This is a genomic window from Thalassotalea nanhaiensis, assembly GCF_031583575.1.
Taxonomy (GTDB): Bacteria; Pseudomonadota; Gammaproteobacteria; order Enterobacterales; family Alteromonadaceae; genus Thalassotalea_A; species Thalassotalea_A nanhaiensis.
This window is the reverse complement of record NZ_CP134146.1, coordinates 1,856,654-1,875,651: the sequence shown is the minus strand read 5'-3', so window position 1 is coordinate 1,875,651 and position 18,998 is coordinate 1,856,654. Positions and strand designations below refer to the sequence as shown.

Here is an 18,998-nt window from a genome sequence, read left to right as displayed (position 1 = left end):
CTTCGCTACTTCGGATACGCTAGTGCTTCGAATACGTTACCAAACCAGAGGAAGTATTGATGGAAAGCACGTTTTTAGCTTGGATGTTTCGCATGCCTTTAATCAAGCGTTGGGCATTAATGTATTGTGTAAAAGCAGAAAATATTGCTGAACATTCCCATCAAGTTGCTATCGTAGCTCATTTGCTTGCGGTGATTAAAAATAAAAAATTTAACGGTAATTTGAACGCCGACAGAGCAGCAACTATCGCGTTATATCATGAGGCCTCTGAAACACGCTATGGCGATATCGTTAGCCCTACCAAGTATGCCAATGAAGAAATAGCATTTGAATTTAAAAAAATAGAAGCCCTTGCCGAACAGGAATGTTTGGATGCATTGCCCGAAGAGTTACGCGATGTTTTTGAAGATTTAATTATTCAAGATAACGTCGACAGTGAATACAAAGGCATTGTAAAAGCTGCAGATATTATGGTTGCTTATGTAAAATCTCTCGATGAACTAAACCACAACAATCCAGAATTTAAACACGTTGAACAGCGTTTAAAGACTAAACTTGATCAGCTTAGCGAGACCATGCCTGAAGTTGAATACTTTATGACAACATTTTTACGGTTTTGTACTGCGACCGTTGATAAGCTTTCAAAACATAATTAAAACTATACTTTTACTCGATTCCTTATACAATAAGCGTCCTTTTTAGGCGGCTTGTACAATTTTGTCCGTTCGCCAAAAGCTTTATAAATGATCAAATAAGCGATGCCAAAGAATAACCCAAATAAATATGCAGAAGTGTATTCAGTAATGTCAGACATTAATGATGAATCACTGCAAAAATTAAGCCCGAATGAGCAGCCGCTTGCTAAGCGTCAACCGTTAAACATGTACATTAAAGCAAGTACGGTTGAAAAGCGTTGGCAGGCAATTGACTGTGAGCAAGCCAAACAGCAGTTACTCGATCAGACAACTGAACGTTGTATGAGTATGTACCAAAAAAATATTGAAAATTTTATTGGTACAGTAAAGCTTCCTGTTGGCATCGCCGGGCCTTTGCGGGTAAATGGCTTATTTGCACAGGATGATTATTTTGTTCCGTTAGCAACAACTGAAGCGGCGCTAGTAGCCTCTTATAACCGCGGCGCGTTACTAATCTCTGAAGCTGGCGGTTGTAGCGCTATGCTATTAAATGAAGGCGTGTGTCGCACCCCTGGCTTTGCTTTTGAAACCCTGGTACAAGCAGGACAGTTTGTTGCTTGGGCAACAACACAAATAGATACTTTTACAGAAATTACCGAAAGCACGTCAAATCATTTAACTCTAAAAGATTTAAAAATAAACATTGAAGGAAATCATGTTTATTTAATTTTTGATTATTTAACGGGTGATGCGTCAGGGCAAAACATGGTGACAATTGCCACCAATGCCGTGCTTGAATATATTACCGAGCACTCGCCGACTAAAGCTAAATACTCCTTTCTTGATGCTAATTTGTCCGGAGATAAAAAGGCAACCATGCAGTCATTAAATGGCGTTCGTGGTAAAAAAGTAACCGCAGAAGTTCACATTAGCGCAGAGTTAGTCAAAAAACGTCTACATACGACTCCAGAGCGTATGGCGGACTTCTGGCGCATGTCATCAGTCGGTGGCGTTTTAAGTGGTTCTGTTGGTGTACAAGGTCATTACGCTAATGGTTTAGCCGCTCTATATATAGCTTGCGGGCAAGATGCTGCTTGTGTCGCTGAATCAGCGGTCGGTGTTACACGCATGGAACTGAACGATGATGGCAGCCTATACGCCTCAGTAACCTTACCAAACCTAATGGTAGGCACAGTTGGCGGTGGCACAGGCTTACCAAGCCAACAAGCTAATTTACAATTACTTGGTTTAGCGGGCAACGGCAATGCCAGAGCGTTGGCAGAAGTATGTGCAGGCCTTTGTTTAGCCGGTGAATTATCAATGATTGGTGCATTTTGTGCTGGTCACTTTGCTAAAGCGCATCGAAAACTTGCTCGTTAATTGAACGATTCTTAAATACTTATCATATCCATTATTACTTATAATAAATTGGTAAGAAATTTAGACACTTAACCATTGTTAAAGCAGAGGTTAAGTTGCTACAATTAGCATTCCATAACTTTTGGTGTTTTCAAATATTTTTTGAGAACTTAAAAGGGAATGTGGTGCAATTCCACAGCTGTTCCCGCAACTGTAAATAGAGCTTATTTAACATACCACTGAAGTAATTTTGGGAAGGGTTAAATTAGGTTATCTCTATAAGCCAGGAGACCTGCCATAAGTTAATAACAGTAATTAATACAATTACTTGCTGTTAAATTATTCAATCGTGCGGGTAACGCGAAGAAGATTTTGGTTCTTGGCAGTGCACGTTTCGCTCTGCTTCTATTCATTGCTGAATATTAACCACCCTTCTTACTATTGCCTGCGCTAAATAGCTAAAAGAATACGCATGGCCAATACGGTACTACAAGCAAAACAACTCTCCTGGCAAGTAGACGGGAAAAGCATCATTAACCAAATTGATTTCAACTTGGTTAAAGGCGAAACTGTGGCTATTGTCGGACCAAATGGCGCAGGTAAAACCTCACTGTTAAAGTGTTTGTATGGCGAATACCAAGACTTTACTGGTAATATTTTCCTAAAAGGAAAATCTCTAAAATCAATTTCTACCAAAGACATTGCCAAGCAACTTTCCGTGGTAAGCCAACACTCCAATTCTGTATTTAATTTAACCGTTGTCGACGTTGTTCGTATGGGGTTAATTCCTCATAAAGGCTTATTTGAAACAGACACGAACAGTGATTTAGAGCATATAAATCAAGCATTAGACAAAGTCGATTTACTTGATAAAAAGCAACAAAGCTTTAATACCTTATCTGGCGGCGAACAACAACGAGCCTTAATTGCCAGAGCCATTGTACAAGCAGCTGACATTCTTATTATGGATGAGCCGACTAACCATTTAGATATCTATTATCAGCATCAAATACTCAAACTGGCTAAAACACTTAACATCACCCTGTTATTAACCATCCATGATTTAAATTTAGCGGCCGAATATTGTGATCGACTGGTATTAATGAATAATGGCGCTGTTGTTTCAAACGCCAAACCTATTGACGTTTTAACACCAAGCACCCTTAAGCAAGTATTCGATTTAGACTGTTTTGTTGATCAAAACCCATTTACCAGTAAACCTAGGATCACCTTTGCAGCCCACAACATACAACAGGTAAGTGATAGTTGATGAAACCATTAAATCTCAATTACTCAATGTTGCTGCTGCTTAGTTTAGTACTGGGTACTTTCATATTAGCGATAGGCTTTGGCGTAAGTGAAGTCGACCATTCTGCTGTCTGGCAGTGCATTAGTGCTGGTTGTGAAAAAAGTATCTACCAAACAATTTTATATGATATTCGCCTCCCCAGAGTACTACTTGGATTTTTAGCAGGCTTTGGCTTAGCCATTGCTGGTGCGTTAATGCAAAACGTTACTCGCAACCCACTAGCCGATCCTTATCTGTTTGGTATTGTTGCCGGCGCTGGCTTAGGCGCAACACTGGCAAGTTTATTACCGGCTAGCATTCACTTTATTTCACTGCCTTTAGCTGCATTTGTCGGTGCTTTAGCAGCAGTCGCATTAGTATTAACCGTAATAGCCAATAATAACTGGCGCCGGGTATCACACTTGCTACTCGCCGGTGTTGCGGTGTCGTTTTTACTAAGTTCAATAACTAGTTTCATCCTCTATATGGGCGAAGCATTTTCGTCAAATCGAGTAATTTTTTGGTTAATGGGCTCGTTAGCACGTGCTGATAACACGGCATTGATGTGGATTTTCCCGGTGATCCTTATCTCCACTTTAATTGCATTTAGCTTAGCTAGACAGCTTGATGCGCTGTTACTGAGTGATGAAAGCGCTCGTACGCTGGGTGTAAAAGTTGCCCGATTAAGAATTATGGTGTTAGTCATTTGTGCCGCAAGTACCGCAGTGATTGTCTCTTACTGTGGTGGCATAGGCTTTGTCGGATTAATGATCCCTCATATTGTCCGTTCATTTGTTGGCATAACAACAGCAAGATTACTGATTGGCTCAGGTTTATTAGGGGGATGTTTTTTAGTTTGGGTAGACGTTATTGCACGAACAGCCCTTGATGGCCAAGAAATTCCAATCGGGGTTATCACCTCTGCTTTAGGCAGTATTTTCTTCTTGTTATTAATGCGCAAAATGTAGGCTATGGTTTTCATGAATATTTCCCCGTTAAACACCAAGTACAGCGATGCGATCATCGCTAAAATTGATCAAAAAACAAAACCTCCCGGCGCTTTGGGCCAATTGGAGACTGTTGCCGCACAATTAGCATTAATTGCCTCTAATCGGAAAAGCAAGTTTGCCAACACCATTGAAATTACCAACCCTACAGCGTTAGTGTTTGCCGGCGATCATGGCATCAGTGTTGAAGGAGTAAGCATTGCCCCCAGTGATGTTACTCGTCAAATGGTGTTAAATTTTATTTATGGCGGCGCTGCAATTAATTGCTTTTGTCGAGCAAACAACATTGCTTTAAAAGTGATTGATGCCGGCATAATTCAGCCAATCGAAAACGACATAAAAATACAGCACCAACACTTTATTGAACAGCGCCTAGGTGCTGGTACAAATAACTTTGCTGAACAAGCAGCGATGACTAAAACTCAGGTAAAGCAAGGGTTAGCGTATGGCAAAACCATTGCGTTAACTCAAATTGAGCAAGGCTGTAATTTGCTGATCCTCGGTGAAATGGGCATCAGTAATACCAGTGCAGCGGCAGCTATTTTGGCCGCATTAACTAAAGCCAATGTAGATGACTGTGTTGGCAGTGGTACAGGCATAGATCCTAAACAATTAATCCATAAAAAACAGCTGATCGAACAGGCGTTAACGCGCATTAGTAGCACTGATGCTATTCATATACTTGAACAAGTCGGCGGCTTTGAGATAGTTCAAATGGTCGGTGCTATTTTAGCCTCAGCAGAGTCTGGCATCGCCGTACTCATTGATGGCTTTATTGTCAGTGCTGCGGCGCTTTTAGCAAATCAAATTAATGAAAACATTGCTGATTATCTAATTTTTTCACATCAATCGGATGAGTCTGGGCATCAATTATTATTGAATCAATTTAACGCCAGTCCGTTATTAAACCTTAATTTAAGACTCGGCGAAGGTACTGGCGCAGCTTTGGCCTTACCACTACTAGTCGCGGCAGCACACTTTTACAATGACATGGCAAGTTTTGAGCAAGCAGGAGTAACGATTTAACCGCATTTTTGCGATGGTTTTATATTATGCAGATGTTTAGACAACAACTTAATTTATTCTTTTTAGCGCTAAGTTTTTTTAGTCGTTTGCCTGTGCCTGCAACAGTAGACTATTCGCCGCAATTATTAAATCAGTCAGGGCGTTATTTTTCATTAGTTGGGTTAGTCCTCGCCCTACTTCTTCTTGCCTTTTACCAAAGTGTGTTGTTATTTCTTCCTGTTAGCATTGCGCTCATATTATTAATAATTGCCAGCTTATTACTCACCGGCGCATTTCATGAAGATGGGTTGGCCGATATGGCCGATGGCATTGGTGGAGGCATTACCATTAACCAACGATTAGCTATCATGAAAGACAGCAGACTGGGCACTTATGGCACAGTAAGCATAGTATCTGCGTTAGCATTAAAATATGTATTATTAGTTGAACTCGCTCAGCAACAATTACTAATCGCCAGTATTCTCGTCGGTTATTCGCTCTCAAGAGCAACAGCGGCCAGCCTTATTTTTGACATGAATTATGTCAGTGATAACGAAACCAGTAAAAGTAAACCGCTCGCGATGAAACAAACCGTTAAGGAGCTTTGGCTATTACTCGTTATCGGCGCCCTACCGTTAGTACTGTTACCACTAAATACAGTAGTGATCATCGTAGTTATGCTAGCCATTTTCAGGTTCTCTTTTAAATATTGGCTTAATAAACGCCTTGGCGGCTATACCGGAGATTGCCTTGGCGCGGCTCAGCAAATAGCCGAATTACTCATTTACCTAAGTATTGTGGCAAACATCGCAGGAGCGCTGTCATGATCCACTTAATTTTAGGCGGTGCACGCTCTGGCAAGTCCTCTTATGCAGAGCAATTGTGCGCTAAACTTTTAAAACAAGATAAAAGAAACCACGAAAGACTTCCGGTATATATAGCAACCGCAGAAGCGTTTGATGATGTTGAGATGCAAGAACGCATTGAAAAACATCAGCAAGACAGAGCTGCAAACAGTGAGCAAATTAGCTGGCAAGTTATCGAATGCCCTTTAGAGCTCGCACAGTTATTAACAACGCAAACCCGCCCAATAAAAAGCACTATTTATCTAGTCGACTGTTTAACGATGTGGTTAAACAACATTATTTTTAATTTAGGTGAAACAGTATCACAACACGCTTTAGACCGTGAAACCAAGCAACTGCTCGCATCATTTGCAGCATTTCAACAATCCCAAAAGCAGCATCTGGTTCTTGTGGCTAATGAAGTTGGCCTTGGGGTTGTCCCTCTTGGCAACGTGAGCCGACTATTTGTTGATAATGCCGGTTGGTTAAACCAAGGTATTGCTAAAATAGCAGATACAGTTACCTTGATAACTGCAGGTATCCCTTTAACCTTGAAAGGGAATAGTAATGACTAGTGTTTATTTATTGCGCCACGGTAAAGTTGCTGGCCCTCCTGCATTATACGGCCATACTGATATTGGCGTTATTACAGAGCATGATGAACAGCTCCTAACTGAATTACTCAAAGTACAAGACAGCTTTACGCATATTGTCAGCTCGCCTTTAAAGCGCTGCCAAAATCTGGCTGTTAAACTCGCCAATTCCAGTGGCCTACCTATTGTTATTGATGAGCAGTTAAAAGAAATTGATTTCGGTGAGCTTGACGGTATTGCGTTTGAAACGGCAAAACAGCATTGGCCAATGCTCGAATCATTTTGGCAAAACCCGGCTAAAAACCCATTACCTGATGCGGAAAATTTAACAGCTTTTAATCAACGTATGCTATCAGTATTTAATCAACTCATTGTTGATTATAAAGATGAAAATGTACTGGTAATTTGCCATGGCGGCGTTATTCGTATGTTGCTGAGTATTGTTTTAGAGCTGGATTGGACAAACCCCAAATTGTTCAGCAGTTTACGTGTTGAAAATGGCAGTATTTGTAAATTAGTTCAGCATCCAAGCAGCAATTTTTGTGAAGTTTATGGCATAGGATTACCTATTTCCAATTGTGCGAGATCTTTATCAGATGACTAAACCGAGCCAAACATTAATGATACAAGGTACAACATCCGATGCAGGGAAAAGCACTCTTGTTGCAGCCATTTGTCGTGTACTTTCACGAAAGAACATTAAAGTAGCACCATTCAAACCCCAAAACATGGCTTTAAACAGCGCAGTAACCAGCGATGGTGGAGAAATTGGCCGAGCCCAAGCAGTACAAGCACATGCCGCAAACATCGAACCTGAAGTAGATTTTAACCCAATTTTGTTAAAGCCCAATTCAGATACCGGCGCACAGGTAATCGTACACGGTAAAGCATTAACATCAATGGAAGCTCAAAGTTATCATGACTATAAAAAAGTTGCGATGCAGGCAGTTCTAGAGTCACATACAAGACTACAACAGCGTTTTGATTATATTGTTGTTGAAGGTGCAGGCAGCCCTGCTGAAATAAACTTACGCGAAGGTGACATTGCTAATATGGGCTTTGCTGAACAGGTTGATTGTCCAGTAATAATAGTTGCAGACATTGACCGCGGCGGAGTGTTCGCCCATCTTGTTGGTACATTGGAATTGCTTTCTCAAAGTGAACAACAACGAGTTGTCGGCTTTGTCATTAACCGCTTTCGTGGTGACATTAAACTGCTCGAGTCAGGCTTGGATTGGTTAGAACAAAAAACCGGTAAGCCTGTGTTAGGTGTACTGCCTTATCTACACGGTTTATCTATTGCTTCAGAGGATGCGGTTGACACCAACCAAGCCTCAGACAATAACCAAACTAAAAAATTAAACATTGTAGTGCCAGTGTATCCACGCATGAGTAACCATACCGACTTTGATGCGCTGCGTTGGCACCCTGAAATTGATTTACAATTCATCTATCCTAAAGATGTGACAAATTTTGATGATATAACCACCCTACAGAAACAGCCGCTACCACCTTGCGATTTGATCGTTCTTCCGGGTAGCAAAAATGTTCAAGCAGACCTTGCCTTCTTAAAAAGCTTGGGCTGGCACGATTGTATCAATAAGCATTTACGTTACGGAGGGAAAGTCATTGGCATCTGTGGCGGCATGCAAATGTTAGGCAATGAAATTTTAGATCCTGACAATATTGAAAGTGACCTACTGTCCAGCGACGGCTTAGGTTTATTGCCATTTACAACAAAACTAACGCCTGACAAAACATTAACCAATGTAGCAACCAAGCTTACCATATTGAAGCAAACAGCCAACATTGAAGGTTATGAAATACATGCCGGTATTTCAACCCAACTCAATAACAACATGACCGCTATTTTTAGTCATAATGAATCACTTGGCTTTGAAAGTCAGGACCAACAAATCATTGCCACTTATTTGCATGGCTTGTTTGATTGTCCAGACGCCCTTTCTCTTATAATGAAATGGGCCGGAGCAAATATAGAGCGCACACAAAGCTTTAATGAACTACAAAATAACGCATTAAATACACTCGCCGACTCGGTAGAACAACACCTGGATATGGCAAAAATAATTACCCTGACAAAGCAATGGAATTCACATGAGCAATGACAAACCAACTAAAGAGCAAAAACATCAAGCACGTCAACAACGATTAAAAGAAAAAGTTGATCAACGAATTGCTAATGCCGTCGATGAGAAAGGCCTATTAATTGTTATTACCGGTAATGGTAAAGGCAAATCAACTTCTGGGTTTGGTACCGTTGCTCGCGCTGTTGGGCATGGTTTAAACGCCAGTGTCGTGCAATTTATCAAAGGTACTTGGGAGTGTGGCGAACGTAATTTACTTGAGCAGCACAATGTTGACTTTTATGTAATGGGAACTGGATTTACCTGGGAAACACAAAATAAAGAACAAGATACTGCAGCCGCTCAAACGGCATGGATTGACGCTAAAAAGTTGCTAGAAGATGAGCAAGTCGATTTGGTGTTGCTTGATGAAATAACTTACATGGTCACCTATGGTTACATTGAACTTGATGATGTTGTTGACGCACTGAATAACCGCCCGGCTAATCAGCATGTCATTATTACTGGCAGAGCCTGTCATCGTCAATTGATCGAACTTGCCGATACGGTATCTGAGGTGCAATCAATTAAACATGCTTTTGATAACGGCATCAAAGCGCAAGCTGGTATCGACTGGTAAACCTGATGAACAAAAAACATAAAACTCTGTTGGTATTTATTGGCTTAATTATTTTAGCTTGGCTTTTTAAGGTCATCTTTTTTGCCTCTGGCACAGCAATTTCTGTGGTCAATGAGGTGATTGAAGAAGTACAAACACAAAAGCAAGAAAATGCACAACAAGACTTTAGTCAGCAAAAAATCATCGCACTTGCGCCCCATGTGGTAGAAGTGCTCTTTGATATAGGCGTAGGCAGTAAAATTGTTGCTACAACTGAACATTCTGACTTTCCACAGCAAGCCAACTCTATCCCACGTGTTGGCAATTACGCACGGCTAAAAATTGAAAAGATATTAGCTTATCAACCCGATTTAATAATTGCCTGGCGAACCGGAAATCCAAGCGATGACTTAGAGCGGTTAGAGCAATTGGGTTTAAAAGTTGTTTACTCTGATCCGGTGAATTTAACCGATGTTGCAAAAGAGCTGAGGCTGTTTGGAAAGTTGACTGGCAGTAGCGTACTGGCTGAACAAAAAGCTCAAGATTTTGAGCGTAAGTTAGCGGCATTACATCAGCAGTATCAACATAAGCAGCCGATATCGGTATTTTATGAATTATGGTCAAAACCGCTAACTACGGTCGCGCAAAATGCATGGCCGCAACAACACCTTGAAATATGCGGTGCCAGTAATCCGTTTAAGCCATTAATAAATGATTACCCACAAATAAATATTGAGCAAATTATTGTCGCTAATCCACAGTTAATTATTCAACCGATGTCAGCCGGAGAGCCGAACCCTGATGCCATAGATTGGCAAAACTTCAAGCAAGTAACCGCGGCCAAGCATAAGCAATTATTAACACCAAATTCAGACATATTACATCGCATGAGCTATCGATTGCTCTCTGAATTAGAGCAGCTTTGCCTGGATATTGATGCGAGTAGACACTTTTATCAGAGTTTAGAAAACTAATACCAATCGGTATAAGTAAAAAACAAATTTGAGCGCAGCTCAGATGTTATTGCCCTGCTAACGTCATTCTCAGGGTGATAATACCATTCTTTATGCAGATTGGTATAAAACACGACGTCAGTTAAACTGACAATATTGTCGTTAAGATATTCGTCATTAAAACGAATTTTAACGGGAAACAAGTGCCAGCCCACTTATTAAAGTGTGTGCCTATTCTTGTACTGCCCCCGCAACGGTGATTTTATTAATAAGGCCAATATTGCCTTGTTAATAAATAAGTCCGGAGACCGATCTTAACGCTATTTTTTTTCAGATGCGGTGGGCATCTTTAGTGAGGAAATAATGAAGAAAACCATAATCGCAACATCACTGATCTCTATTGGGATCTCCGCTATAACCAGTCAGCAGGCCATTGCTGCCAACACCGACATAGATGATCAAATGCTGGTTACCGCTAACCGAAATCAGCAAGAACAATTTTTAGCGCTTTCTGCTAATGCTGTTATTACCAGCGAACAGATAAAATCAATGCAGGTTGGCAACATCAGTGAATTACTCGATACTGTCGCCGGGATCAGCGTAGTTCAACAAGGTGGTGCTGGCCAGGCAACGTCTATTTTCATGCGCGGCACAAATTCAAATCACACCTTAATTTTAGTTGATGGCGTACGCATTAACTCAGCAACACTGGGAACAACTAACCTAACCGCCATTTCGCCAAATCAAATCGAACGAATTGAAGTCGTTAAAGGGCCAAGAGCAGCACTTTGGGGCAGCGATGCCATTGGTGGTGTGATTCAAATATTTACCAAACAATTGCACTCTGGAGAAGGCAGTTTAACGGTTGGCGCAGGCAGTAATGGCCTTGTTCAAGGCGACGCGGCAATTGGCTTAGGTAGCGAGAAGCATAATTTAAGTGTTGCCGTATCAACAGAAAGCAGCGACGGTTTCAATGCCTATACAACTGACCCATTTCCATATGACATTAATGAAGATGATGACGACGGTTATGAACGATTCAGCGTTAGCGCCGTAGGTAATAGCCAATTGACGGATTCTGTATCTCTACATTTAGTATCTCGCTTTGAAAGCGGTAACAGTGAGTTCGATGCATCGTACCCTGATAGTCCATGTTGGTATGATGAGACTGTTGCTTGTCCTGCTTTTTATGCCAATGAACAAGACCACGAAAACTACTCAGTAAAACTGGCAAGTCGCTATCAGGGCGATAAATTATTCAGTGAGTTGTCAATTGCGACCAGTCAGGATGAAGGCGAAAGTTTTGGTAATGATACTGTCGCAAGTACGATTAGCACCGAGCGAGATCAAATAAGTTTTATTAACCAATACCAGTTTAGTAATAAAACGTCGTTGAGCCTTGGTGTTGACTACTACGTTGAAGAGATCTCAAACAGTGAAGATCTTGATGCTTGGGTGCCTGGTTTTCAAACTTGGGCAGAGGACGAACGTGATGTTAGTGCAGTATTTGTGCAAGCTCAGCACCAATTTAGTCACATTTTATTAGAAGGTGCGCTGCGTCATGATGATATTGAAAACCTGGATGCCGAGACGACGTATAACGCGTCGATAGGCTATCAAATTAACGATGATTGGTTGCTAAGTGTTACTCGTGGTACTGGCTTTAAAGCACCGACATTTAATGACTTATATTGGCCTGGCTCAGGAAACCCTGACTTACAACCAGAAAAAATAACCAATAACGAATTATTAATTCGTCATCAATTCAGCTCAAACAACCTAAGTACTAAAGTTGAATTCAGCGCGTTCGACTCTGAAATTGAAAACTTGATTGCCTGGGCACCGAACGAATTTGGTTTATGGCAACCAGACAATATAAACTCGGCTGAAATCAGTGGCTTAGAAGCATCATTAATACTTACTATTGGCAATTTTAATAACCAATTAAATCTTGCCTTGATTGATGCAGAAGATTCAGACACCGGTGATAAATTACTACGTCGCCCTGAATTAACAGCGACTTATACCCTGGGATATCAGTGGCAAGACTTCAGTTTTAATGGTGTTGTGTCTTATCGTGATGAAAGTGTTGATGCTGGTGATGTAACGCTGGACAGCTATGTATTAGTTGATTTAGGCGTAAGCTATCATGCTTCATCTAACATTACCGTAAATGCGAAAGTAAATAATATCTTCGATGAAGAATACGAAACATCACTAAATTACTTTGCTGATGGTACCAACTACAAAGCATCGATAACTTATAGTTTTTAGTACTAACTCTAACGTTAATGTCATGCCGGAAACCCGGTAACTAAAAATACCGCAGTTAAACTATTAAGCTGCGGTATTTTTTTATACACTTAACCTGTATTCCTAAAACAGATTGAGAACTTCAATGATCGACTACCGCTCAGATACCGTAACCAAACCCACACCGGAAATGCTTCAAGCTATGATCAGCGCTGAACTTGGCGACGATGTGTATGGCGATGACCCAACGGTTAATGCCCTGGAAGCAAGAATGGCAGAGTTAAGTGGCTTTGAAGCCGCTATGATGGTTAATTCAGGAACACAGTCTAATTTGTGTGCTTTGTTAGCCCACTGCGAACGCGGTGAAGAGTATATCGTTGGTCAGGGCTATCATACTTACCTTTATGAAGCCGGTGGCGCTGCAGTGCTTGGCAGTGTGGTTCCTCAGCCAATTAAAGTATCAGATAATGGCGCGCTGGATTTTGCCGATATAGCCGCCGTGATTAAAGAAGACGACTCACATTTTGCCAAATCAAAACTGTTAAGCCTTGAGAATACTCACTGCGGTAAAGTGATCCCTTTGGAGTATTTTAAACAAGCACGAGAGTTTGCCAATCAACACGGTCTTGATATCCACCTTGATGGTGCGCGAATTTATAATGCTCTTACCGCGATTAATATCGAATTAAAGGACATTTGCCAATACGTCGACTCTATTTCGATTTGTTTCTCAAAGGGTCTTGGTACACCTATGGGCTCGATCCTTTGCGGCAGTAACGAGTTTATCAGTAAAGCCAGACGCATTCGAAAAATGGTCGGTGGTGGCACCCGTCAAGCAGGCATTATTGCCAAAGCGATGGACTATGCCTTGGATCATAATATTGAACGTTTACAAATTGATCATGGTAATGCCGTGTTGCTTGCCGACTTATTAAAAGAAAGTAATAAGCTCAAGGTAACTACACCACAAACCAATATGGTGTATATCGACCTGGACGACAGTATTGATGGTGTGCTGTTGGCAAAATTGCTGCTTGCTGAAGGTATTCAAATTTCTGCAGGACAAACTTTACGACTAGTCACCCATTTAAACATCAGCACAGCCGATGTAATTCATACTGCAGATACGATAAAAGATGCGATTTCGTTGATGTCAGAAGGCGTTTAAACAGCCCATGAAAGGTTCATGGGCTAGCACTTACCATTAAACTTGCTGGAAGTGGTACACAGAGCCAAGGTGTAATAACTGGGTCAACTCATCTAACGCAGTGCGTGATTCAACTAACAAGTTAGGATCGCGTAAGTCATCAAAACTTAACTGGTCACGGTAATGCTTGTTTATCCAAGTTTCTAAATTGCCATAAAGTGCATCACTCATAATACAATGTTGATTCACTGCTGCCAGTTCAGTTTCTGTCATTGCTACACGCAATCGTAAACATGCCGGACCACCACCATTTTTCATACTTTCATTAACATCAAAGTATTTAACTTGCTTAATTGGTGTGTTACTTGTTACTAAACGGTCTAAATACGCTTTAACACGCGGGTTATCGTGACAATGCATAGGTGCGATTATTGCCATAGTACCGTCATTTAAAGTGATGATTTGGGTATTAAATAAGTAAGTTTTAACACAATCATCTAACGACACTTCTTCAGTAGCCACCTTGATACAATGTAAGTCATCTGAGCCAATGGCCGCAAACTTAGTATTTAATTCATTTAAGAAAGCATCAGTATTTAAAAATGCTTGCTCATGATAAAACATCACATTTTGGTTGCCCACAGAAATCACATCGTTATGAAAAACGCCTTGATCAATCACATCAGGATTCTGTTGAACATACACAACATTGTCATCACGTAAACCGTGTAAACGAGCAACCGCTTGGCTTGCTTCTAATGTTTGTCTTGCTGGAAATTTTTTAGGGATAGGCTTAGCATTATTAAACGCATATTTACCAAAAGTGAAAATTTCAATGCCCTGTTCACCATAGTTATTACATAAACGAGTATGGTTTGCTGCGCCTTCATCGCCAAAATGATCATTTTCATTAAGGTGTAAATGGTGGTTAAAGTGCTTATCATCATTAAACACAGCTTTTAAAATATTGCCGGTAATTTCAGGCTCTAATGAACGATGAAACTTATTGGTTAAGTTTGCAGGAGTGAAATGTACTTTGCCATCTCTGGTGTCTCCAGATGGTGAAACGGTTGAAGAGTTTGCCGTCCACATGCTCGAGGCACTAAAACAAGCAGACAACACGTTTGGTGCTTCTTTGTGTGCTTGCTCTAAAACGTTGGCATCGGTACCTGAAAACCCCAGGCGACGTAGTGAAAGAATATCAGGGCGCTCTTGTGGAGCAAATACACCTTGGGTCATTCCCATATCGTGCAATGCTTTCATTTTAGCAATACCTTGCAAGGCAGCACTTTTTGGGCTCGAAATATCATTAGCACTTAATTTAGAGGCTACATTACCTTCCGATAAGCCGGCATAATTATGGGTAGGACCAACTAAACCATCAAAATTTGCTTCAAAACTCTTCACTTTTTAATATCCAACATTTTTATAAATTTGCGCTATTGTAGCGAGTTTTCTGCACTAGTAAATGGCAAAACCCTTTGTTTTTCGCTTATTTGCGCCTGTTTATGAATTACTTGTTGACATTGCGACCGTAACCCATTAAATATAAATCAATGTTTACCAAATATTAATTTTCGATGTCAAATATTCTAATTATCATTAAACTCATACTGGTCGTGGTTTTATTACCAAGCCAAGGGTTGTGACTGAATATTTAGAAATCGCATAATAATTCATAAAACCCTCGCTGTAAAAATCGAGGGTTTTGTTTTTTCTGGACGAAAAAAACTTTTAAATAAGGCAAGAAAATGACCACAGAACAATATTCAGGAGCAGAACTACTTATAAAATCTCTTGCAGAGTTAGATGTAGAATACATCTTTGGCTACCCAGGCGGCTCTGTTTTAGATATTTATGATGCAATTTTTAGACAAGATGACGTAAGCCATATACTTGTCCGTCACGAACAAGCAGCAACACATATGGCAGATGGCTACACCCGCGCATCAGGTAAGTGTGGTTATGTTTTAGCAACATCAGGACCTGGTAACACTAACTGTGTAACCGGTATTGCTAATGCGTATATGGACTCTATCCCTATGGTCGTTCTTGCCGGCCAAGTAGCATCAACTCTTATTGGTGGCGATGCTTTCCAAGAAACCGATATTATTGGTTGTTCTCGCCCTATCGTTAAGCACAGTTTTAACTGTCGTAGTGCTAGCGAATTACCAAACGTTGTTGCTAAAGCCCAATATATCGCAATGACAGGACGTCCAGGACCTGTTGTAATTGAATTGCCTAAAGATATCTTAAACCCTGATATTAAAATGCCATTTGTAATGAATAAAGACGTGAAAATGCGCTCTTACAATCCAAATGTTAAAGGTCATCGTAAACAAATTAAAAAAGCCGTTGAAAAAATCGTTAACGCTAAAAAGCTGGTTATGTATACGGGCGGCGGCATTATTCTTGCGGATGCATCCGATAAATTAACGACACTGGTTGAACGTTTAAATGCTCCTTGTACTAACACATTAATGGGCTTAGGTGGTCTTAGCGGCTTACATGACAACTTTATTGGCATGTTAGGTATGCATGGTACTGCTGAAGCAAATAAAGCCATGGCAGGTGCTGATATTATTCTTGCTTTAGGTGCTCGCTTTGATGACCGTGTAACCAACAAAGTAGAAAAGTTTTGTCCAAATGCCACTATTATCCACGTAGACATTGATCCTACGTCAATTTCGAAAACCGTTAATGCACATATTCCAATTGTGGGTAATGTCGATGTTGTTATTGACCAACTAACTGCTGAATTGGATGAAGTTGGCCACAAACATAACAAGGATGACTTTAAAGAGTGGTGGAGTGAAATTAACGAATGGCGCAAGCTAAACAGCTTTAGCTATGAAAAACACCCGGATAAAATTAAGCCACAACAAGTTGTTGAAGCAATTTATAAGCACACCAATGGTGACGCTTATGTATGTTCAGACGTTGGCCAGCATCAAATGTTTGCAGCGCAATACTACCCGTTTAAAAAACCTCGTCAATGGATTAACTCTGGTGGCTTAGGCACCATGGGCTTTGGTCTACCTGCGGCAATGGGGGTTAAAGTTGCTTACCCTGACGCACACGTTGTATGTGTAACCGGTGACGGCTCAATTCAAATGAACATTCAAGAGTTATCTACGTGTTTGCAATATGACTTACCCGTTGTAATTGTTACCTTGAACAACCGCTCGCTGGGCATGGTACGTCAATGGCAAGATATGATATACGGTGGCCGTCACTCATCATCTTATATGGAGTCGTTACCTGACTTTATTAAACTGGCCGAAGCTTACGGTCATGTTGGCATGGAAGTAACTCACCCTGATCAATTAGATGATGCAATGAAAGAGGCATTTTCAATAAGAAAACGTTTAGTATTTATGGATGTGATTGTCGATGAAACCGAACACGTTTACCCAATGCAAGTACGTTTTGGTGCTGTAGACGACATGTGGCTTAAAAAAGGAGAAAAAGTATAATGCGCCGTATCCTATCAATTTTATTAGAAAACGAACCAGGTGCCCTTTCACGTATTGTGGGTTTATTTTCACAGCGTGCCTTTAATATTGAAAGCCTATGTGTCGCTGAAACTGATGAGCCAACAATCTCTCGCATTACCATTTCTACCTTTGGTGACGACAAAGTGCTCGAACAAATCACTAAGCAAGTTAACAAGCTTATCGATGTAATTCGCGTATCTGATCTAACTGATCGAGCTCACATTGAACGTGAATTGGTATTGGTAAAAGTTCTGGCAATGAATAATATTACCCGTACTGAAGTTAAACGAATCGCAGATATTTTCCGCGGTGACATCATCGATGTTGGCAAGCAAATTTATACCGTTCAATTGACCGGTGATGAAGATAAAATTGCATCGTTTATCAGCGTATTAAACAATGAAACTGAAATCATTGAAGTAGTACGCTCTGGTACTGTTGGCATAGCCCGCGGCGAAAAAGCGCTACGAGTTTAAATAAAAAACACAGGGGGGTCAGAGTCAGGTTATAGAAAGCCTGACTCTGACCTTCATTTATTTATGCACATACAAGTCGCAACTAAAGCAGATAAATCAGCAATAAAACGCTTTTATAAAAACAACCGTTACAGCGCCAGCTTTATGGGCGATGATCAATGCTTTTATATTACACACCACGAAGAAATTGTTGCGTGTGTCATAGTTTCATATTCTAAAACGACTCCTTTCTTACATGCCCTTGTCGTTCAACAAAACCAACAGAAAAACGGCTTAGCCCGACAACTGGTGGCACAATGCCAACAGCAATTTACTGATATTATTTGTTTCGCTAATAATGATTTAACTGAATTTTATCTAAAACTAGGGTTTGTTAAGAGCAACGCAAATAGGTTACCAGCGAACTTACTTGATAGATTTCAAATTTATTCCAACAAAAACAACCTACTTCAATGTTACCAATACTTAAGTGAGTCAGCGTCTAATAACCGTTAAGGTGTTTTATTCTTTAGCCTTTGCTGCATATCGTTAATTACATTGGCTTTATAATCGTCTTCCACTGTAGCTGACTGTTCCAGTTTGTATGCCTTAACATCAACAAGCTCTAAATTAAGCTTTATGGTTTTAAATAGTTTGGGAAATTTATCACCCGGAGATTGAATATGATGTAAACCGCCACTGTAAACAAACAGTATTTTTCCTCGGTTTAGACGCGATATTATATCTGCAACGCCCCCTCTTACCGTCATTTCATTACCATGTTTATCTAAGCCATTTGGTCGTTTCATTCGACCTTCAGGTAAAATCGCTGTAATTTTTTTATCGTTAACCACGCCAAGAAAGTCTTGCCAGGTGTCATCATTTTTTCGGCTAATAGGAATACAACCGGGTACTAGTGAATAAAGTATTTTACCAACGATGGGCCGTTGCATTGTATTGTCAGCACCGGGCAACACTAATTGATCAGACATGCGCCACAAAAATGACAAAGGAATATTGCGGAGCAATACCGGCTCAAACAAACTGGTATGATTTAAAATGACAATCAGGTTAATATCTTGCCAATGCGGCTGTTTTTCATCTGACAACCACCGTTGCTCTATTTTATAGAACAACTTAGATAAACATTTAACCCAAACCAATAAGAGATAACTAATAAAGCGCAATAGATTTACCTGCCGTTAAAACACCAGTATTTCATCATTACAGATTGGACCAGTAATCTCTAGGACTAGTT

General features: G+C 40.5%; 18 protein-coding genes and 2 riboswitches. Of the genes, 16 read left to right on the top strand and 2 right to left on the bottom strand.

All coding sequences use genetic code 11. From position 1 onward, the window contains the following. The first annotated feature begins 59 nt into the window (after positions 1 to 59). The 13 genes from yfbR to ltaE all read left to right on the top strand — a co-directional run bounded on the left by yfbR (position 60) and on the right by ltaE (position 13,809). Positions 60 to 656 carry a 5'-deoxynucleotidase gene (gene yfbR / locus RI845_RS08235; protein WP_348389256.1) on the top strand — a complete coding sequence of 199 codons (597 nt, stop codon included), beginning with the start codon at positions 60 to 62 and terminating at the stop codon, positions 654 to 656. A 102-nt stretch (positions 657 to 758) separates the two neighbouring features. Beyond that, positions 759 to 2,015, top strand: a complete 1,257-nt coding sequence (locus RI845_RS08230; RefSeq protein ID WP_348389255.1) for a hydroxymethylglutaryl-CoA reductase — start codon at positions 759 to 761, stop codon at positions 2,013 to 2,015. A gap of 105 nt (positions 2,016 to 2,120) precedes the next feature. Further along, positions 2,121 to 2,308: riboswitch (cobalamin riboswitch) on the top strand. Between the two features lie 158 nt (positions 2,309 to 2,466). Continuing rightward, complete coding sequence (locus RI845_RS08225; RefSeq protein WP_348389254.1) at positions 2,467 to 3,264, top strand: ABC transporter ATP-binding protein; 798 nt, start codon at positions 2,467 to 2,469, stop codon at positions 3,262 to 3,264. Beyond that, positions 3,264 to 4,250, top strand: a complete 987-nt coding sequence (locus tag RI845_RS08220) for a FecCD family ABC transporter permease (RefSeq protein ID WP_348389253.1) — start codon at positions 3,264 to 3,266, stop codon at positions 4,248 to 4,250. The genes RI845_RS08225 and RI845_RS08220 overlap by 1 nt, the downstream gene beginning before the upstream one ends. Positions 4,251 to 4,262: 12 nt before the next feature. After that, entirely contained in the window at positions 4,263 to 5,315 is a 1,053-nt protein-coding gene (gene cobT, locus RI845_RS08215) for a nicotinate-nucleotide--dimethylbenzimidazole phosphoribosyltransferase (protein ID WP_348389252.1), read from the top strand. 26 nt (positions 5,316 to 5,341) lie between these two features. Next, complete coding sequence (locus RI845_RS08210) at positions 5,342 to 6,121, top strand: adenosylcobinamide-GDP ribazoletransferase (RefSeq protein WP_348389251.1); 780 nt, start codon at positions 5,342 to 5,344, stop codon at positions 6,119 to 6,121. Next, entirely contained in the window at positions 6,118 to 6,714 is a 597-nt protein-coding gene (gene cobU, locus RI845_RS08205) for a bifunctional adenosylcobinamide kinase/adenosylcobinamide-phosphate guanylyltransferase (RefSeq protein WP_348389250.1), read from the top strand. Before RI845_RS08210 ends, cobU begins: the two co-directional genes overlap by 4 nt. Continuing rightward, the gene (locus tag RI845_RS08200; protein WP_348389249.1) at positions 6,707 to 7,336 is read left to right on the top strand and encodes a histidine phosphatase family protein; all 630 of its coding nucleotides are present in this window, start codon (positions 6,707 to 6,709) and stop codon (positions 7,334 to 7,336) included. Before cobU ends, RI845_RS08200 begins: the two co-directional genes overlap by 8 nt. Next, positions 7,329 to 8,858: a cobyric acid synthase gene (locus RI845_RS08195; protein ID WP_348389248.1), complete on the top strand. Its 1,530-nt coding sequence runs from the start codon at positions 7,329 to 7,331 to the stop codon at positions 8,856 to 8,858. Before RI845_RS08200 ends, RI845_RS08195 begins: the two co-directional genes overlap by 8 nt. Continuing rightward, positions 8,848 to 9,456: a cob(I)yrinic acid a,c-diamide adenosyltransferase gene (cobO, locus tag RI845_RS08190; protein ID WP_348389247.1), complete on the top strand. Its 609-nt coding sequence runs from the start codon at positions 8,848 to 8,850 to the stop codon at positions 9,454 to 9,456. The genes RI845_RS08195 and cobO overlap by 11 nt, the downstream gene beginning before the upstream one ends. Before the next feature lie 5 nt (positions 9,457 to 9,461). Further along, positions 9,462 to 10,409, top strand: coding sequence for a cobalamin-binding protein (locus RI845_RS08185; RefSeq protein ID WP_348389246.1), 948 nt, complete (start codon positions 9,462 to 9,464; stop codon positions 10,407 to 10,409). 127 nt (positions 10,410 to 10,536) lie between these two features. Continuing rightward, positions 10,537 to 10,719, top strand: a riboswitch (cobalamin riboswitch). 32 nt (positions 10,720 to 10,751) lie between these two features. Next, positions 10,752 to 12,662 carry a TonB-dependent receptor domain-containing protein gene (locus RI845_RS08180; RefSeq protein WP_348389245.1) on the top strand — a complete coding sequence of 637 codons (1,911 nt, stop codon included), beginning with the start codon at positions 10,752 to 10,754 and terminating at the stop codon, positions 12,660 to 12,662. Positions 12,663 to 12,786: 124 nt separating this feature from the next. Then, positions 12,787 to 13,809, top strand: a complete 1,023-nt coding sequence (gene ltaE / locus RI845_RS08175) for a low-specificity L-threonine aldolase (RefSeq protein WP_348389244.1) — start codon at positions 12,787 to 12,789, stop codon at positions 13,807 to 13,809. Between the two features lie 36 nt (positions 13,810 to 13,845). Here ltaE and astB read toward each other — a convergent pair whose 3' ends face one another. Then, a complete protein-coding gene (astB, locus tag RI845_RS08170; RefSeq protein ID WP_348389243.1) occupies positions 13,846 to 15,195 on the bottom strand; it encodes an N-succinylarginine dihydrolase in 1,350 nt (449 codons plus the stop codon). 344 nt (positions 15,196 to 15,539) lie between these two features. Here astB and RI845_RS08165 point away from each other — a divergent pair, with 344 nt between their 5' ends. The 3 genes from RI845_RS08165 (at position 15,540) to RI845_RS08155 (ending at position 18,256) form a co-directional block, all read left to right on the top strand. Next, entirely contained in the window at positions 15,540 to 17,264 is a 1,725-nt protein-coding gene (locus RI845_RS08165) for an acetolactate synthase 3 large subunit (protein WP_348389242.1), read from the top strand. Further along, on the top strand, positions 17,264 to 17,761 hold the full coding sequence (gene ilvN, locus RI845_RS08160; RefSeq protein ID WP_348389241.1) for an acetolactate synthase small subunit: 498 nt from the start codon (positions 17,264 to 17,266) through the stop codon (positions 17,759 to 17,761). Before RI845_RS08165 ends, ilvN begins: the two co-directional genes overlap by 1 nt. Positions 17,762 to 17,824: 63 nt before the next feature. Then, positions 17,825 to 18,256 (top strand): GNAT family N-acetyltransferase, encoded by a 432-nt coding sequence (locus RI845_RS08155; protein ID WP_348389240.1) that lies wholly within the window; start codon positions 17,825 to 17,827, stop codon positions 18,254 to 18,256. Here RI845_RS08155 and RI845_RS08150 read toward each other — a convergent pair. Continuing rightward, positions 18,253 to 18,927, bottom strand: a complete 675-nt coding sequence (locus RI845_RS08150) for a 1-acyl-sn-glycerol-3-phosphate acyltransferase (protein ID WP_348389239.1) — start codon at positions 18,925 to 18,927, stop codon at positions 18,253 to 18,255. The genes RI845_RS08155 and RI845_RS08150 overlap by 4 nt on opposite strands. Positions 18,928 to 18,998: the final 71 nt, after the last annotated feature.

What these genes read in the sequence shown, in the direction of transcription:
- yfbR (WP_348389256.1), top strand. Translation starts at nt 60, where the DNA reads ATGGAAAGCACGTTTTTAGCTTGGATGTTTCGCATGCCTTTAATCAAG.
- RI845_RS08230 (WP_348389255.1), top strand. Translation starts at nt 759, where the DNA reads ATGCCAAAGAATAACCCAAATAAATATGCAGAAGTGTATTCAGTAATG.
- RI845_RS08225 (WP_348389254.1), top strand. Translation starts at nt 2,467, where the DNA reads ATGGCCAATACGGTACTACAAGCAAAACAACTCTCCTGGCAAGTAGAC.
- RI845_RS08220 (WP_348389253.1), top strand. Translation starts at nt 3,264, where the DNA reads ATGAAACCATTAAATCTCAATTACTCAATGTTGCTGCTGCTTAGTTTA.
- cobT (WP_348389252.1), top strand. Translation starts at nt 4,263, where the DNA reads ATGAATATTTCCCCGTTAAACACCAAGTACAGCGATGCGATCATCGCT.
- RI845_RS08210 (WP_348389251.1), top strand. Translation starts at nt 5,342, where the DNA reads ATGCAGATGTTTAGACAACAACTTAATTTATTCTTTTTAGCGCTAAGT.
- cobU (WP_348389250.1), top strand. Translation starts at nt 6,118, where the DNA reads ATGATCCACTTAATTTTAGGCGGTGCACGCTCTGGCAAGTCCTCTTAT.
- RI845_RS08200 (WP_348389249.1), top strand. Translation starts at nt 6,707, where the DNA reads ATGACTAGTGTTTATTTATTGCGCCACGGTAAAGTTGCTGGCCCTCCT.
- RI845_RS08195 (WP_348389248.1), top strand. Translation starts at nt 7,329, where the DNA reads ATGACTAAACCGAGCCAAACATTAATGATACAAGGTACAACATCCGAT.
- cobO (WP_348389247.1), top strand. Translation starts at nt 8,848, where the DNA reads ATGAGCAATGACAAACCAACTAAAGAGCAAAAACATCAAGCACGTCAA.
- RI845_RS08185 (WP_348389246.1), top strand. Translation starts at nt 9,462, where the DNA reads ATGAACAAAAAACATAAAACTCTGTTGGTATTTATTGGCTTAATTATT.
- RI845_RS08180 (WP_348389245.1), top strand. Translation starts at nt 10,752, where the DNA reads ATGAAGAAAACCATAATCGCAACATCACTGATCTCTATTGGGATCTCC.
- ltaE (WP_348389244.1), top strand. Translation starts at nt 12,787, where the DNA reads ATGATCGACTACCGCTCAGATACCGTAACCAAACCCACACCGGAAATG.
- RI845_RS08165 (WP_348389242.1), top strand. Translation starts at nt 15,540, where the DNA reads ATGACCACAGAACAATATTCAGGAGCAGAACTACTTATAAAATCTCTT.
- ilvN (WP_348389241.1), top strand. Translation starts at nt 17,264, where the DNA reads ATGCGCCGTATCCTATCAATTTTATTAGAAAACGAACCAGGTGCCCTT.
- RI845_RS08155 (WP_348389240.1), top strand. Translation starts at nt 17,825, where the DNA reads ATGCACATACAAGTCGCAACTAAAGCAGATAAATCAGCAATAAAACGC.